The organism is Demequina lignilytica (genome assembly GCF_030418375.1).
Lineage (GTDB): Bacteria > Actinomycetota > Actinomycetes > Actinomycetales > Demequinaceae > Demequina > Demequina lignilytica.
Map to the genome: position 1 here is coordinate 38,589 of NZ_JAUHPZ010000002.1, position 15,589 is coordinate 54,177.

Here is a 15,589-nt window from a genome sequence, read left to right on the forward strand (position 1 = left end):
GCGCCGCAGGGCGGCCCCCAGCCCGGCGACCGGAAGCCGATGACCCTGATCAACGTCCGCGAGGGTATGTTCGGCGCCCAGGGTGACACGACCGGCTACGACCTGCTGGTCAAGCCGATCCAGATGCCCGGCGTGTCCGAGCGCCCCTACGGGGAGTGGTTCGACGGCGTCGTCGACGTGCTCGAGGAGCTGCTCGGGGACGATGCGGGGGCCGCCATCGAGGGCGTCGTGGTCGATCGCGGCGAGCTGACGCTGCACATCGCGCGCGAGCACCTGGTCGAGGTGTGCCAGCACCTGCGCGACGACCAGGACCTCCGCTTCGAGCTGTGCCTCGGCGTCTCCGGCGTCCACTATCCGGCGGACGCGGGCCGCGAGCTCCACGCGGTGTACCCGATCCAGTCGATCACCCACAACCGCCGCCTGCGCCTCGAGGTCTCCGTCCCGGACGCCGACCCCCACATCCCGTCGGTGACCTCCGTCTACCCGATGAACAACTGGCACGAGCGGGAGACCTGGGACTTCTTCGGGATCGTCTTCGACGGCCACCCCTCGCTCGCGCGCATCGAGATGCCGGACGACTGGGTGGGACACCCGCAGCGGAAGGACTACCCGCTGGGCGGCATCGACGTCGAGTTCAAGGGCGCCGAGATCCCCTCGCCCGACACCCGGAGGCAGTACCGATGAGCGAATCGACGACCGCACCGCACGCCACCGGGCCCTTCACCGAGGACCCGGAGGCCCCCGAGTACAGCGCCTACGGTGGCGACTGGAGCGAGATCGCCGACGAGGCCGCCCGCCTGGGCCAGCAGCGCATCGTCGTCAACATGGGTCCTCAGCACCCGTCGACCCACGGCGTGCTCCGCGTGATGCTCGAGATCGAGGGCGAGACCATCACGGAGACCCGCGCCGGCATCGGCTACCTCCACACGGGCATCGAGAAGAACATGGAGTTCCGCACCTGGACCCAGGGCGTGACCTTCTGCACCCGCATGGACTACGTCGCGTCCATGGCCCAGGAGCTCGCCTACTGCCTCGGCGTGGAGAAGCTGCTCGGCATCACCGACGACGTGCCCGAGCGCGCGAGCGTCCTGCGCGTCCTGATGGCCGAGCTCACCCGCATCGGCTCGCACCTGGTCGCGGTCGGCACCGGCGGCAACGAGATGGGCGCGACCACGGTGATGACCACCGCGTTCGTCGCGCGTGAGGAGACCTTCAAGGTCATCGAGCTCATCTCGGGGCTCCGCACCAACAACGCCTACATCCGTCCCGGCGGCGTCGCGCAGGACGCGCCCGAGGGGGCGACCGACGCGATCCGCGCGATGATCCCCAAGGTCAAGCAGAAGCTCGACGAGCTCGTGGACCTGCAGCTCGCGAACCCGATCTTCAAGGGCCGGCTGCAGGACGTCGCCGTGCTCGACCTCGCCGGCTGCATGGCGCTGGGCATCACCGGACCGATCCTGCGGTCCGCGGGTCTGCCGTACGACGTGCGCAAGGCCGAGCCGTACTGCGGGTACGAGACCTACGACTTCCAGGTGCCGACGAGCACGGATGCGGACGCGTACTCCCGCGTGGTGCTGCGCCTGGAGGAGTGCTACGAGTCCCTCAAGATCGTCGAGCAGTGCGTCGAGCGCCTCGAGGCGAGCGAGGGCCAGCCCGTGATGGTCGCGGACAAGAAGGTGGCGTGGCCCGCCCAGCTCTCCGTCGGCTCCGACGGCCAGGGCAACTCGCTGGAGCACATCCGGCACATCATGGGCGAGTCGATGGAGTCGCTCATCCACCACTTCAAGCTGGTCACCGAGGGATTCAAGGTCCCCGCCGGCCAGGTCTACGTCGCGACGGAGGGCCCCAAGGGCCTGCTGGGCGTCCACCTGGTCTCCGACGGCGGCACCAAGCCGTGGCGCGCGCACTTCCGTGACCCCGGCTTCAACAACCTGCAGGCGCTGTCGATCCTGACGGAGGGCGGCCAGGTCGCCGACGTCGTGGTCGCCATCGCCACCATCGACATGGTCCTGGGAGGCGTCGACCGATGACCTACGACGAGTCCACCCTGACGCAGCTGGCCGAGGACGCCGCCGCGATCGTCGGCCGCTACCCGGTCAAGCGCTCCGCGCTGCTGCCGATGCTGCACCTGGTGCAGTCGGTCGACGGGTACGTCAGCCCCGACGGCATCCAGTTCTGCGCGGACCAGCTCGACCTGACGGCCGCCGAGGTCTCCGCGGTCGCGACGTTCTACACCCAGTACAAGCGTCGTCCCAACGGCGAGTACCAGGTGGGCGTCTGCACCAACACGCTGTGCGCCGTCATGGGGGGCGACCGCATCTGGGACGAGCTGTCCGAGCACGTGGGCGTCGGGCACGACGAGACCACCGAGGACGGCCAGATCACCCTCGAGCGGCTCGAGTGCAACGCGGCCTGCGACTATGCGCCCGTCATGATGGTCAACTGGGAGTTCTTCGACAACCAGACGCCCGAGTCCGCCAAGCAGATCGTCGACGACCTCCGTGCTGGCAAGGACGTCGCGCCGACGCGCGGACCGGGCAAGGTGGCGTGCTTCAAGGACGTCTCGCGTGTGCTCGCCGGATTCGAGGACGGGCGTGCCGACGAGGACCAGGGCGCGGGTGCTCCCACCCTCGCGGGCCTCAAGGCCGCCAAGGAGCAGGGCTGGAAGGGGGCGTCCAAGTGACCGAGCTGGTTCCCGTCCTGAGCGCGACCTGGGCCGACGAGAAGTCCTGGAGCCTGGACACCTACACCGCCGCCGGCGGCTACGCGCCGCTGAAGAAGGCCCTGGGCATGGCGCCCGGCGACCTCATCCAGGCCGTCAAGGACTCGGGTCTGCGCGGCCGTGGCGGCGCGGGCTTCCCCACCGGCATGAAGTGGGGCTTCCTGCCCCCGGACGACGGCGGCCCCCGCTACCTGGTGGTCAACGCCGACGAGTCCGAGCCGGGCACGTGCAAGGACATCCCGACCATGATGTCCGCGCCGCACGCGCTGGTCGAGGGCGTGATCATCACGTCCTTCGCCATCGGCTGCAACCACGCCTTCATCTACCTGCGCGGCGAGGTGGTGCACGTGTACCGCCGCCTGCTGCAGGCCGTGCGCGAGGCCTACGAGGCCGGGCACCTGGGCAAGAACATCCACGGCAGCGGCTTCGACCTCGACGTGACCGTCCACGCCGGCGCCGGCGCCTACATCTGCGGCGAGGAGACCGCGCTGCTCGACTCGCTCGAGGGGCGCCGCGGCCAGCCGCGGCTCAAGCCCCCGTTCCCGGCGGTCGCGGGCCTCTACGCGCGCCCGACCGTGGTCAACAACGTCGAGTCGGTGGCCTCCGTGCCGTCGATCGTCGACAAGGGCGTCGAGTGGTTCACGGCGATGGGCACCGAGCGCTCGAAGGGCATGGGCCTGTTCTCGCTCTCCGGGCACGTCACCCGTCCGGGTCAGTACGAGGCGCCGCTCGGCATCACGCTGCGCGAGCTCCTCGAGCTCGCCGGCGGCATCCGCGAGGGCCACGAGCTGAAGTTCTGGACGCCGGGCGGCTCCTCCACCCCGATCTTCACCCAGGACCACCTGGACACGCCGCTCGACTACGAGTCGGTGGGCGCGGCGGGCTCGATGCTCGGCACGCGCGCGCTCCAGCTCTTCGACGACACGACCTGCGTGGTGCGGGCCGTGACCCGCTGGACCGAGTTCTACAAGCACGAGTCCTGCGGCAAGTGCACCCCCTGCCGCGAGGGCACCTACTGGCTCACCCAGATCCTCAAGCGGATCGAGAAGGGCCAGGGCACGCAGGCCGACATCCAGCAGCTGCTCGACACCTGCGACTCGATCGCGGGCCGCTCGTTCTGCGCGCTGGGCGACGGCGCGACCTCGTCGATCATCAGCTCCGTGAAGCTCTTCCGCGAGGAGTACGAGGCCCACGTCGAGCAGGGCGGCTGCCCGTTCGACCACGCCGCCTCGGCGCTCTTCGAGTACGCCGATGCACCTGAGGAGGCGCACGCATGACCGCGACCGCGGACAAGCCCGCAGCCGAGGCCGTCGAGACCGTCACGCTCACCATCGACGGCACCGAGGTGACCGTGCCCAAGGGCACGCTCATCATCCGCGCCGCGGAGCAGATCGGCATCGAGATCCCGCGCTTCTGCGACCACCCCGCGCTCAAGCCCGCCGGCGCCTGCCGCCAGTGCCTGGTCGACGTCGCCAGCCCGGGCCCCGACGGCAACCTGCGCGCGTTCCCCAAGCCCCAGGCATCGTGCACCATGACGGTGACGAACGGCATGGTGGTGAACACGCAGCACACCTCCGAGGAGGCCGACCGCGCCCAGAAGGGCGTGATGGAGCTGCTGCTCATCAACCACCCGCTGGACTGCCCCGTCTGCGACAAGGGCGGCGAGTGCCCCCTGCAGAACCAGGCGATGAGCCACGGCCGCCCCGAGAGCCGCTTCGTCGACGTCAAGCGCGTCTTCGAGAAGCCGCTGGCGCTGAGCTCGGAGATCCTGCTCGACCGCGAGCGCTGCGTGCTGTGCCAGCGCTGCACCCGGTTCTCGAAGGAGATCGCGGGCGACGCGTTCATCGACCTCCAGAACCGCGGCGCGCAGCAGCAGATCGGCACGTTCGACGAGGACGTGCTCGACTTCGACGGCTACCGTCCCGTCGGTGCCGCCGCCGAGGACGAGGCCGGCAAGGCGTTCTCCTCCTACTACTCCGGCAACACGGTGCAGATCTGCCCGGTGGGCGCGCTCACCTCGGCCGCGTACCGGTTCCGCTCCCGCCCGTTCGACCTCGTGTCCTCGCCGGCGATCTCCGAGCACGACTCGTCGGGCTCCGCGATCCGCATCGACCACCGGCGCGGCAAGATCCTGCGCCGCCTCGCGGACAACGACCCGGTGGTGAACGAGGACTGGATCACCGACAAGGACCGCTTCGCCTTCGCGTGGCAGAACCTCGACGACCGCCTCGCCCGCCCGCTGGTCCGCAAGGACGGCGAGCTGGTCGAGGTCTCGTGGCCCGAGGCTCTCGCCGCCGCGGCGGCGGGCATCCGCGCCGCGACCGCCGAGCCCGAGGAGGGCGACGCGCGGACCGCGGGCGTGCTGGTCGGCGGCCGCGTCACCCTCGAGGACGCCTACGCCTACGCCAAGCTCGCGCGCACGGTGCTCGGCACCAACGACGTGGACTCCCGCGCCCGCGCGGCGAGCGACGAGGAGCAGGCGTTCCTCGGCTCCGCCGTCGCCGGCACCGGCATGGGCGTGACCTTCGGAGACCTCGAGAAGGCGCCGACCGTCCTGATGGTCGGGTTCGAGCCCGAGGACGAGGGCGGCGTGGTGTTCCTGCGCCTGCGCAAGTCGCTGGGTCGTCAGCAGGTCCTGACCGTCGCCCCGTTCCTGTCCCGTGGCGCCGAGAAGCTCGCCGCCACGCTCGTCCCGACGGCGCCCGGCCAGGAGGCCGCCGCGCTGAGCGGACTGGCGGACGATGCGCGCGAGGCCCTGTCGCAGCCGGGCGCCGTGATCGTGCTGGGCGAGCGCGTGGCCGAGTCCGCCGGCGGCTTCACCGCCGCACAGGAGCTTGCCGCGGCGACCGGAGCACGGCTCGCGTGGATCCCGCGCCGTGCGGGTGAGCGCGGCGCCGTCGAGGCGGGCGCGCTTCCCGGCCTGCTCCCCGGCGGCCGCGCCGCATCGTCGAAGGCCGCCCGCGCGGCCGTCGCCGAGGCGTGGGGCGTCGACTCGCTCCCGGAGAAGCCGGGCCGTGACACGGCCGGCATCCTGGCCGCCGCGGCGGCAGGCGAGATCGGTGCCCTGGTGGTCGGTGGCGTCAGCGCCTCCGACCTCGCCGCGGACGTCCCCGCCGCGCTCGACGCGGTGGACTTCGTCGTCTCCCTCGAGGTGCGCCGCAGCGACATCGCGTCCCGCGCGGACGTGGTGCTGCCGGTCGCGCCGCCGTCGGAGAAGTCCGGCACCTTCGTGAACTGGGAGGGTCGCCTGCGCTCGTTCGCGACCGCCATCCGCACGGACGCCATGTCCGATCACCGGGTGCTCGACCTGCTGGCCAGGGAGCTCGGTGCCGCCCTCGGCACCGGCACCGTCGAGGCCGTCAACTCGGAGTTGGCCGCGCTGGGCGCCGCCGGAACCGGGGAGCGTGCGGCCGCGCCGAAGGCGAAGGCGGCCAAGCCCGCGAAGCCGGCGAAGGGCCAGGCCGCGCTGGCGACCTGGCACCAGCTGGTCGACGAGGGTGCGCTCCAGGCGGGCGAGCCCTACCTGGCCGGCACCGGCCGCGTCGCCGTGGCCCGCCTGTCGCAGGCGACCGCCGACGCGCTCGGCGTCGCCCGCACCGTGACGGTGGCGAGCGAGCGCGGCGCGATCGAGCTGCCCGCCGTGGTCACCGACATGGTCGACGGCGTGATCTGGCTGCCGCTGAAGTCTCCCGGCTCCTGGGTCGCCCGCGACCTGGGCGCGTCCGCCGGGGCCACCGTGTCCGTGAAGGGGGCAGAGTGATGGCGCTCTCCGCATTCGCCGCGGGTCTCGCGACCGCCGTCCAGCCGGTGTCCGAGGACGCCGACGTGTCGAGCACGCTCGCCGGCGACTCGATCTGGATCGTCATCATCAAGGCGGTGCTGATCGTCGCGTTCCTCCTCACCAGCGTGCTCTTCGCGGTGTGGTTCGAGCGCCGCGTGATCGGCCGCCTCCAGGAGCGCCCCGGACCGAACCGCCTGGGACCGTTCGGACTGCTGCAGTCCGTGGCCGACGCGATGAAGCTCCTGTTCAAGGAGGACATCACCGTCCGCAAGTCCGAGAAGGCGCTGTACATCGTCGCGCCGATGATCTCGGTGTTCTGCGCGATCCTGATCTTCTCCGTGATCCCGTTCGGTCCCGCGACCCGGATCATCGGCACCGAGGAGGTCACACCGCTGCAGCTGACCGACTTCCCGGTGGCGGTGCTCTTCATCCTCGCGTGCGCCGCCCTGGGCGTGTACGGCATCGTCCTCGGCGGATGGGCCTCGGGCTCGACGTATCCGCTCATGGGCTCGATCCGCTCGACCGCGCAGGTCATCTCCTACGAGCTGGCCATGGGCCTGTCGCTCGTGACGGTGTTCATGCTGTCGGGCACGATGAGCACGCAGGGGATCGTCGACGCGCAGACCGACCGCTGGTGGATCTGGCCGCTGCTGCCCGCCTTCGTGCTCTACGTCATCTCCATGGTCGGCGAGACCAACCGTCTGCCCTTCGACCTCCCCGAGGCCGAGGGCGAGCTGGTCGCCGGCTTCATGACCGAGTACTCCTCGATGAAGTTCGCGTGGTTCTTCCTCGCCGAGTACATGAACATGATCAACGTCTCGGCCGTCGCGACCACGCTGTTCCTCGGCGGCTGGCGCGCTCCGTGGCCCGCGTCCTGGCCGGGAGCCGAGTTCCTCAACACCGGGTTCTTCCCGCCCATCTGGCTGATCGTGAAGATCTGGCTGCTGATGTTCGTGTTCGTGTGGATCCGCGGGTCGGTCCTGCGTTTCCGCTACGACCAGTTCATGAAGTTCGGCTGGAAGGTGCTCATCCCCGTCGGCCTCGGCTGGCTGGTGTTCTTCGCCGTCGGCCGCGAGCTGTTCGACCACTTCGACCGCGACCTCAACGTCTACGACGCGGTCGCGGCCGTCATCGGCATCCTGCTGCTGATCGCGGTGTGGAGCTTCGTCACCGACTCGAAGAAGTCCGAGGAGGAGGCCCCCGCCGAGGACCGCGAGCCCGAGGTTCTCGACGCGTTCGCGGGCGGCTACCCCGTACCCCCGATGCCTCACCAGGTGCTCCCGCCGTCCCCGCGGTCGGGCCGCACGGTCGAGGCGCATGCCGGCAAGCGAGAGGAGGACTCCGAGTGAGCGAGTCCGACGAGGTCTGGAAGGTCAACCGCGAGCGCGACGGCAAGCGCGAGACCTTCGAGTCGAACTTCAAGAAGAAGGGCCCGATCGGCGAGGCCTTCGCCCCGGTCGCCGGCTTCGGCGTCTCGCTGCGCAACTTCTTCCGGCCCACCGTGACCGAGCAGTACCCGAAGGTCAAGAACCCGACGGCGCCGCGCTACCACGGCCGCCACCAGCTCAACCGCTACGCGGACGGGCTCGAGAAGTGCATCGGCTGCGAGCTGTGCGCCTGGGCGTGCCCCGCGGACGCGATCTATGTCGAGGCGGACTCGAACACGCCCGACCACCAGGTGAGCCCCGGCGAGCGCTACGGCCGGGTCTACCAGATCAACTACCTGCGTTGCATCTTCTGCGGTCTGTGCATCGAGGCGTGCCCGACGCGCGCGCTCACGATGACCAACGACTACGAGCTCGCCGGGCCCACCCGCGAGGGCCTGATCTACGAGAAGCAGGACCTGCTGGCCCCGATGGGCGAGGACATGCTCGCGGCGCCGCACCCGATGGTGCCCGGCACCACCGACGGCGACTACTACCGCGGCGACGTGACCCAGGTGGTCGACGCCCAGATCGAGTGGGTGCGCGAGAACCGTCCCGAGGAGCCGACGCTGCCGGAGAACCGGGACGCCAAGGAGGCCAGCCGTGGTTAGCCCGATCCTGTTCTGGATCATCGCGGCGATCACCGTGATCCCCGCGCTGTCGCTGCTGTTCGCCCGCAAGGCCGTGCACATCGCGATGTCGATCGTGCTGGTGATGGTGGGTCTCGCGGCCGCGTACGTCGCCCTCGACGCGCCGTTCCTGGGCGTCGTGCAGATCGTGGTCTACACGGGCGCGGTCATGATGCTGTTCCTCTTCGTGCTCATGCTGGTCGGAGTCGATCAGCGCGAGGACCTCAAGGAGACCATCACCGCGCAGCGCTGGATCGCGTTCTTCGCCGCCGGCGGCCTGGGCGCGTTCCTGGTGTCGCTGATCACCCGGGTGAGCATCCCCGTGGCCGAGGAGGGCGCCGTGGGCGATCCGGAGCCGATCGCGATCCTCCTGTTCGAGAAGTACGTGCTCGTGATCGAGGTGCTGGGCTTCGTGCTGATCACCGCCGCGGTCGGGGCGCTCGTGCTCACCCACGTGCCGCGGCTCAAGCCGCGCCGGACCCAGGTCGAGGTGCAGCGTGACCGCGTCCGCACCGGCTCCGACCCGGTCAACAAGGTCTTCCCCGGCGTGTACGCCCGCCACAACGCGCTCGACATCCCTGCCCTCGACCCGGAGGGCAAGCCCATCGAGGCGTCGGTGTCGCGCGTGCTCAAGATCCGCAACCAGGTGCAGGACGGCGCCGAGTTCCGCGCCCAGCTGGAGGACCCGAGCCGGAAGGAGGACGACCGCTGATGGACCCCGTCAACTTCGTGATCCTCGCGAGCATCCTGTTCGCGATCGGCTCCGCCGCGGTGCTGCTGCGCCGCAACGCGATCGTCGCGTTCATGGGAGTCGAGCTCATGCTGAACGCCGCCAACCTCGCGCTCGTCGCCTTCGCCCGCATCCACGGGGAGATCGACGGCCAGGTCATGGCGTTCTTCGTCATGGTGGTCGCGGCCGCCGAGGTCGTGGTCGGTCTCGCGATCATCATCGCGGTCTTCCGTGCACGCCAGACCATCTCGCTCGACGAGCCCGCCGAGCTGAAGGGCTGACCCCATGCTTGATCTCACCTGGCTTCTCATCGCGGTGCCCCTGGCCAGCAGCGCCGTGCTGCTGCTCGCGGGCAGGCGCGCCGACTCGTGGGGCCACTGGCTCGGCGTCGCCGCGTCCGGCTCCGCCTTCGTGGTCGGCCTGCTCGCGCTCATCCAGATGCTCGGCCTCGACGCGGAGGAGCGCTCGCACGCGGTCCACCTGTTCAGCTGGATCCCGGGCGCCGAGCTCAACCTCGACGCCGGCCTGCTGGTGGACCCGCTGTCGCTGACCTTCGTGATGCTCGTGACCTTCGTGGGCACGCTCATCCACGTCTACTCCGTGGCGTACATGGAGCACGACCCGAACCGGCGCATCTTCTTCGCGTACCTCAACCTCTTCGTGGCCGCGATGCTCCTGCTGGTGCTCGCCGACAGCTATCTGCTGCTGTTCGTCGGCTGGGAGGGCGTGGGTCTCGCGTCGTACCTGCTCATCGGCTTCTGGAACTTCAAGCCGGAGTACGCGACGGCCGCCAAGAAGGCCTTCGTGGTGAACCGCATCGGCGACATCGGGCTCATCCTCGCGATGGGCCTCATGTTCGCCTACCTCGGCGGCGTCGACTTCGAGACCGTCTTCGCGAACGTCGACGGCGTCTCCACCGCGACGCTCACCGCGATCGGCCTCACGCTGCTGCTCGCGGCCTGCGGAAAGTCGGCGCAGTTCCCGCTGCAGTCCTGGCTGGGCGACGCCATGGCGGGCCCCACGCCGGTCTCCGCGCTCATCCATGCGGCGACCATGGTGACCGCCGGCGTCTACCTGCTGGTGCGCTCCGCGCCGATCCTCGAGGGCGCCCCGAGCGCCCAGACCGCGATCGCCGCGGTGGGTGCGTTCACCCTCATCCTGGGCGCGCTCATCGGTATGGCGAAGGACGACATCAAGAAGGCGCTCGCCGCCTCGACCATGTCGCAGATCGGCTACATGATGCTCGCCGCGGGCCTCGGACCCATCGGCTACGCCTTCGCGATCTTCCACCTGGTCACGCACGGCTTCTTCAAGGCCGGCATGTTCCTCGGCGCCGGCTCCGTGATGCACGGGATGGGCGACCAGGTCGACATGCGCCGCTTCGGCGCGCTCCGCACCGCGATGGTCACCACCTGGGTCACCTTCGGTCTGGGCTGGCTCGCGATCCTGGGCATCCCGCCGTTCTCGGGCTTCTGGTCGAAGGACAAGATCATCGAGGCCGCGTTCGTCGGCGAGGGCGCCCAGCCGTGGATCCTCGGCGGCGCCGCGCTGATCGGCGCAGGCCTCACCGCGTTCTACATGTCGCGCCTGTTCTTCATGACCTTCCATGGCAAGGCGCGCTGGACCGACGGCCAGCACCCCCACGAGTCGCCCGCGCTCATGACCGTGCCGATGATCATCCTCGCGGTGGGCTCGGCGTTCCTGGGCCTGTTCCTCGCGGTCGGCGACCGCTTCTCGCACTGGCTCGAGCCCGTCACAGGGCACGCCGAGCACCACGAGCCGGTGCTGCCCGTGCCCGTGCTGATGGCGGCGACCCTCATCCTGGTCGCGCTGGGCGTGTGGGTCGCGTGGCGCAAGTACGGAGCGGCGGACGTGCCCGAGGAGGCCCCCGCCGCCTCGCTGGCCACCATCGCCGCCCGCAACGACATGTTCCAGGACAGCGTCAACCGCGCGGTCTTCGAGCGGCCGGGCACGCACCTCACGCGGACGCTCGTCTACGCGGATGCCGCCGTGGTGGACGGCGCCGTCAACGGCGGCGGCGAGGCGTGGTCCAAGACCGGTGAGGTGGCGCGTCGCCTCCAGACCGGCCAGGTCCGCTCGTACGCCGCGACCATGCTGGTCGGCCTTGTCATCGTCATCCTCGTCGTGGTCCAGGGGGGTCTCTAAGCCATGTTCCCGATCCTGACCGTCATGGTGGCCGTCCCCGCGGTGGGCGCGGCGCTGCTGTGGGCCCTGCCCGCCGGCGCCCGCGCGCGCGTCCGCGAGATCGCGCTCGCCGTCACGGCCGTGGAGCTCGTGCTCGCCATCGTGCTGTTCGCGCAGTTCGACACGGCGGCCGCCGCCACCTTCCAGTTCTCCGAGACGTACGCGTGGATCCCGCAGATCGGCGCGAGCTGGGCGCTCGGCGTCAACGGCATCGGCCTGCTGATGATCGTGCTCGCCGCGATCCTCACCCCGCTCGCGATCCTCGCGGCCTGGAAGGAGGACGAGGCGGAGGACCGGCGCACGCACTACCTCGCGCTGATCCTGCTGAGCCAGGCGTTCATGGTCGGCATCTTCGCCGCCCGCGACGTCTTCCTCTTCTACGTGCTGTTCGAGGCGATGCTGATCCCGCTGTACTTCCTCATCGGCTCGTTCGGCGGCGTCCAGCGCCGCTACGCCGCGGTGAAGTTCCTGCTGTACTCGCTGGCCGGCGGCCTGATCATGCTGGTCGGGGTCGTGGCGCTGTACTTCCAGGGGCCCGGCGGCGACCAGGCGTTCCTCACGGACAACCTCACTGGGCTGACCATGTCGACCACGGCGGAGCGCCTGATCTTCCTCGCGTTCTTCCTGGCGTTCGCGATCAAGGCGCCCATGGTCCCGGTCCACACGTGGCTGCCGACGGTCGCCGAGAACGCGCGCCCGGGCACCACCGCCCTGCTGGTCGCGGTGCTCGACAAGATCGGCACCTTCGGCATGCTGACGCTCGGTATCGCGCTGTTCCCCGACGCCGCCCGCTGGGCGGCCCCGGCGATCATCATCTTCGCGGTGATCTCCGTCATCTACGGCGCCCTCCTCGCGATCGGCCAGACCAACATGCTGCGGCTCGTCTCGTTCACGTCCGTCAGCCACTTCGGCATCATGGTGCTCGGCATCTTCGCCTTCACCCAGACGTCCATCGAGGGCGCCGCGCTGTACATGTTCAACCACGGCCTCTCGACGGGCGCGCTGTTCTTCGCGGTCGGGTTCCTCATCGAGCGCTACGGCAGCGCGAACGTGTCCGACTACGGCGGCCTCCAGAAGGTGGTCCCGGTGTTCGCCGGCACGTTCCTGATCATCGGTCTGAGCGCCCTCGCGCTGCCCGGCCTGTCGCCGTTCGTGTCCGAGATCATGGTGCTGATCGGCGCGTTCTCCGTCGCGAAGACGGCGGTCATCGTCTCGTCGATCGGTGTCGTGCTCGCCGCGCTCTACATCCTGCTGACCTATCAGAAGGTGTTCACCGGACCCACGCGCGAGGGGCTCGAGGCCACCCGCGAGCTGTCCGTCCGGGAGCGCGTGGTGCTGTGGCCCCTCGTGATCCTGATGCTGATCCTCGGCTTCCTGCCCGGGATCGCGCTCGACACGGTGCGGGAGCCGTCCGCCGACTATGTGTCCGCCGTCGTCGCTGAGGAGGCAGGCGAGTGAGCTTCGTGACCCCTGAGATCGCCTGGGCGCCGCTCGCGCCCATCATCGTGGTGCTCGGCGCGGCCGCCATCGGGATCCTCGTCGAGTCCTTCGTCCGCACGCCCGCGACCCGTCGCGCGGCGCAGCTGGGGCTCTCGCTCGTCGCGCTGATCGGCGCGGCCGGCGTGGCCGTCGTGCAGTGGGCCGGGCTCGAGGGCGCCGGCACCGAGGTGCTCGCCGGCATGCTCACCGTCGACCGCCAGGCGCTCGCCTGGCAGATCGTGATCCTCGTGTTCGGCGCGCTCGGCGCGCTGCTGTTCGCCGCGCGCACCCGCGCCGGCGAGGAGGCGTTCACGTCGCTCGGCTCGGTCGCCCCGGGGTCCACCGAGGAGACCCTCGCCCGCCGCAAGGGCATGCAGGTGACGGAGGTGTTCCCGCTCGCGCTGTTCGCGGTGGGCGGCATGATGCTGTTCACGTCGGTGACGGACCTGGTGTTCCTCTTCGTCGCGCTCGAGCTCTTCTCGCTGCCGCTGTACATCCTGGTGGCGCTCGCGCGCCGTCGTCGGATGCTCTCGCACGAGGGCGCGCTGAAGTACTTCCTGCTCGGAGCCTTCTCGTCGGCGCTGTTCCTGTTCGGTGCGGCACTGCTCTACGGCGCGACCGGGTCGGCCTCCCTCACGGGCATCGCCGACGGCATCGCGACGGTCTCGGGCCTGGACCCGCTGATCCTCGGCGGCGCCGTGCTCGTCGTGGTCGGCCTGCTGTTCAAGCTCGGCGCCGTCCCGTTCCACTCGTGGACGCCGGACGCCTATCAGGGCGCCCCGACCCCGGTGACCGCGTTCATGGGCGCCGCCACCAAGGCCGCCGCCACAGCCGCGCTGATCCGCGTGTCCTACGAGGCGTTCTACGGCCTGACGTGGGAGCTGTCCTGGCTGTTCTGGGCCGTCGCGATCGCCTCCATGCTGCTCGGCACCGTGGTCGCGCTGGTGCAGACCGACCTCAAGCGCATGCTGGCCTACTCGTCGGTGGCGCACGCGGGCTTCATCCTGGTCGCCTTCGCGGGCTTCCCCGAGGCGACCCTCGCGGCGCTGCCGTTCTACCTGCTCGCCTACGGCCTCGCCACGCTCGGCGCGTTCGCGGTGATCACCCAGGTGCGCGAGAGGTCCGACGACGGCACGGTCCTGGGCGAGGCCACGCGCCTCGGACAGTGGGCGGGCCTCGGCAAGCGCTCGCCGCTGCTGGCAGGAGCGATGGCGCTGTTCCTGCTCTCCTTCGCGGGCATCCCGCTGACCGCGGGCTTCGTCGGCAAGTTCGTCGCCTTCGCCGCGGCGATCTCGGAGGGCGCCTGGCCGCTCGTGCTGGTCGCCGTGATCGCCTCCGCGGCGGCCGCGTTCTTCTACGTCCGCCTGATCGTGCTGATGTTCTTCACCGACGTGCCCGACGGTCAGGAGGAGGCCATCGAGGTCGACTACTCGCCGCTCGCTCGCGTCGTGGTCGTGATCACCGCCGCCGCGGTGGTGCTGCTCGGAGTCGTGCCGGGCCCGGTGCTCTCGGCCTTCGAGAACGCCGCCGTGCTGCTCATCGGCTCCGCCGGCTGACGCATGGCCACGCTGACGATCGGCAACGCCGCCCTCGACTCGGAGCTCCAGCCCCGGCTGGACCTGGTCGAGGAGCGGCTGCGCGACGCGGTCGCCCAGTCCGACAAGCTCGCCGACGCATCGTCCCGTCACCTGGTCGACGCGGGAGGCAAGCGTCTGCGCCCCATGCTGGTCCTGCTGTGCGCCCAGCTCGGCGACGGCTCGCGTCCTGAGGTGCTCGACGCCGCGGTGGTGGTGGAGCTCACCCACCTCGCGACGCTGTACCACGACGACGTCATGGACTCCGCGCCCACCCGGCGCGGCGCCCCCTCGGCGCACGAGGTGTGGGGCAACTCCGTCGCGATCCTCACCGGCGATCTGCTGTTCGCGCGCGCCTCGACGGTGGTCGCGGGACTGGGCCCCGCGGCCGTCCGCATCCAGGCGGAGACCTTCGAGCGGCTGTGCATCGGCCAGCTCCACGAGACCGTGGGGCCGGACGATGCGGACGACCCGGTGGCCTTCTACCTCCAGGTCCTCGCGGACAAGACGGCGTCGCTGATCGCGACGTCGGCGCGGTTCGGAGCGATGTTCGGAGGCGCGCCGCGCTCCATGGTCGAGCAGGTCACGCGCTACGGCGAGTTCGCCGGGGTGGCGTTCCAGCTGGCCGACGACGTGATCGACATCCGCTCGGACGCCGCCACGACCGGCAAGACCCCCGGCACGGACCTCCGCGAGGGCGTGCCCACCATGCCGGTGCTCCTGCTGCGCCGGCGGGTCGCGTCGCCGGAGGCGACCGACGAGGACCGCGCCCTGCTCGCGGCGATCGACGGGGACCTGAGCGACGACGCGGCGCTCGCCGACGTGGTCGCACGCCTCGCCGTGCACCCGGTGCTCGACGAGACCGCGGAGCTGGCGCGCCGCTGGGCCTATCAGGCGGTCGGCGCCATCGCGAGCCTCCCCGAGGGCGACGTGAAGGACGCGCTCGGCGCCTTCGCCGAGGCCCTGGTCGCCCGCGCGGCCTGACCACACCCCCGCTCCCTCCCGCTGCGGGGAACTCACCGCCCCTACCGCGCGATCGTCGTCT

13 protein-coding genes are annotated in these 15,589 nt (G+C 70.5%); all 13 read left to right on the forward strand.

Annotation, left to right across the window (positions count from 1 at the left end):
* Nucleotides 1-39: 39 nt before the first annotated feature.
* Nucleotides 40-684 (forward strand): NADH-quinone oxidoreductase subunit C, encoded by a 645-nt coding sequence (locus tag QQX13_RS03750; RefSeq protein ID WP_436968560.1) that lies wholly within the window; start codon nucleotides 40-42, stop codon nucleotides 682-684.
* Nucleotides 681-2,030: an NADH-quinone oxidoreductase subunit D gene (locus QQX13_RS03755; RefSeq protein WP_301119465.1), complete on the forward strand. Its 1,350-nt coding sequence runs from the start codon at nucleotides 681-683 to the stop codon at nucleotides 2,028-2,030. Before QQX13_RS03750 ends, QQX13_RS03755 begins: the two co-directional genes overlap by 4 nt.
* Nucleotides 2,027-2,683: an NADH-quinone oxidoreductase subunit NuoE gene (gene nuoE, locus QQX13_RS03760; protein ID WP_301119467.1), complete on the forward strand. Its 657-nt coding sequence runs from the start codon at nucleotides 2,027-2,029 to the stop codon at nucleotides 2,681-2,683. Before QQX13_RS03755 ends, nuoE begins: the two co-directional genes overlap by 4 nt.
* A complete protein-coding gene (gene nuoF / locus QQX13_RS03765; protein WP_301119469.1) occupies nucleotides 2,680-3,999 on the forward strand; it encodes an NADH-quinone oxidoreductase subunit NuoF in 1,320 nt (439 codons plus the stop codon). Before nuoE ends, nuoF begins: the two co-directional genes overlap by 4 nt.
* Complete coding sequence (locus QQX13_RS03770) at nucleotides 3,996-6,482, forward strand: NADH-quinone oxidoreductase subunit G (protein ID WP_301119471.1); 2,487 nt, start codon at nucleotides 3,996-3,998, stop codon at nucleotides 6,480-6,482. The genes nuoF and QQX13_RS03770 overlap by 4 nt, the downstream gene beginning before the upstream one ends.
* Nucleotides 6,482-7,852 carry an NADH-quinone oxidoreductase subunit NuoH gene (gene nuoH, locus QQX13_RS03775; protein ID WP_301119472.1) on the forward strand — a complete coding sequence of 457 codons (1,371 nt, stop codon included), beginning with the start codon at nucleotides 6,482-6,484 and terminating at the stop codon, nucleotides 7,850-7,852. The genes QQX13_RS03770 and nuoH overlap by 1 nt, the downstream gene beginning before the upstream one ends.
* A gap of 86 nt (nucleotides 7,853-7,938) precedes the next feature.
* Nucleotides 7,939-8,538, forward strand: a complete 600-nt coding sequence (nuoI, locus tag QQX13_RS03780; protein ID WP_301119971.1) for an NADH-quinone oxidoreductase subunit NuoI — start codon at nucleotides 7,939-7,941, stop codon at nucleotides 8,536-8,538.
* Nucleotides 8,531-9,268: an NADH-quinone oxidoreductase subunit J gene (locus QQX13_RS03785; protein ID WP_301119473.1), complete on the forward strand. Its 738-nt coding sequence runs from the start codon at nucleotides 8,531-8,533 to the stop codon at nucleotides 9,266-9,268. Before nuoI ends, QQX13_RS03785 begins: the two co-directional genes overlap by 8 nt.
* Nucleotides 9,268-9,567 carry an NADH-quinone oxidoreductase subunit NuoK gene (gene nuoK, locus QQX13_RS03790; RefSeq protein WP_301119474.1) on the forward strand — a complete coding sequence of 100 codons (300 nt, stop codon included), beginning with the start codon at nucleotides 9,268-9,270 and terminating at the stop codon, nucleotides 9,565-9,567. Before QQX13_RS03785 ends, nuoK begins: the two co-directional genes overlap by 1 nt.
* Nucleotides 9,568-9,571: 4 nt before the next feature.
* Nucleotides 9,572-11,452 (forward strand): NADH-quinone oxidoreductase subunit L, encoded by a 1,881-nt coding sequence (gene nuoL, locus QQX13_RS03795; protein ID WP_301119475.1) that lies wholly within the window; start codon nucleotides 9,572-9,574, stop codon nucleotides 11,450-11,452.
* Between the two features lie 3 nt (nucleotides 11,453-11,455).
* Nucleotides 11,456-12,949 (forward strand): NADH-quinone oxidoreductase subunit M, encoded by a 1,494-nt coding sequence (locus QQX13_RS03800; RefSeq protein ID WP_301119476.1) that lies wholly within the window; start codon nucleotides 11,456-11,458, stop codon nucleotides 12,947-12,949.
* Entirely contained in the window at nucleotides 12,946-14,526 is a 1,581-nt protein-coding gene (nuoN, locus tag QQX13_RS03805; protein WP_301119478.1) for an NADH-quinone oxidoreductase subunit NuoN, read from the forward strand. The genes QQX13_RS03800 and nuoN overlap by 4 nt, the downstream gene beginning before the upstream one ends.
* A gap of 3 nt (nucleotides 14,527-14,529) precedes the next feature.
* Nucleotides 14,530-15,528, forward strand: a complete 999-nt coding sequence (locus QQX13_RS03810; RefSeq protein ID WP_301119480.1) for a polyprenyl synthetase family protein — start codon at nucleotides 14,530-14,532, stop codon at nucleotides 15,526-15,528.
* Nucleotides 15,529-15,589: the final 61 nt, after the last annotated feature.

Excerpts from the sequence above, each read along its gene's own strand:
- QQX13_RS03750 (WP_436968560.1), top strand. The coding sequence starts at position 40 with ATGACCCTGATCAACGTCCGCGAGGGTATGTTCGGCGCCCAGGGTGAC.
- QQX13_RS03755 (WP_301119465.1), top strand. The coding sequence starts at position 681 with ATGAGCGAATCGACGACCGCACCGCACGCCACCGGGCCCTTCACCGAG.
- nuoE (WP_301119467.1), top strand. The coding sequence starts at position 2,027 with ATGACCTACGACGAGTCCACCCTGACGCAGCTGGCCGAGGACGCCGCC.
- QQX13_RS03770 (WP_301119471.1), top strand. The coding sequence starts at position 3,996 with ATGACCGCGACCGCGGACAAGCCCGCAGCCGAGGCCGTCGAGACCGTC.
- nuoH (WP_301119472.1), top strand. The coding sequence starts at position 6,482 with ATGGCGCTCTCCGCATTCGCCGCGGGTCTCGCGACCGCCGTCCAGCCG.
- nuoK (WP_301119474.1), top strand. The coding sequence starts at position 9,268 with ATGGACCCCGTCAACTTCGTGATCCTCGCGAGCATCCTGTTCGCGATC.
- nuoL (WP_301119475.1), top strand. The coding sequence starts at position 9,572 with ATGCTTGATCTCACCTGGCTTCTCATCGCGGTGCCCCTGGCCAGCAGC.
- QQX13_RS03800 (WP_301119476.1), top strand. The coding sequence starts at position 11,456 with ATGTTCCCGATCCTGACCGTCATGGTGGCCGTCCCCGCGGTGGGCGCG.
- QQX13_RS03810 (WP_301119480.1), top strand. The coding sequence starts at position 14,530 with ATGGCCACGCTGACGATCGGCAACGCCGCCCTCGACTCGGAGCTCCAG.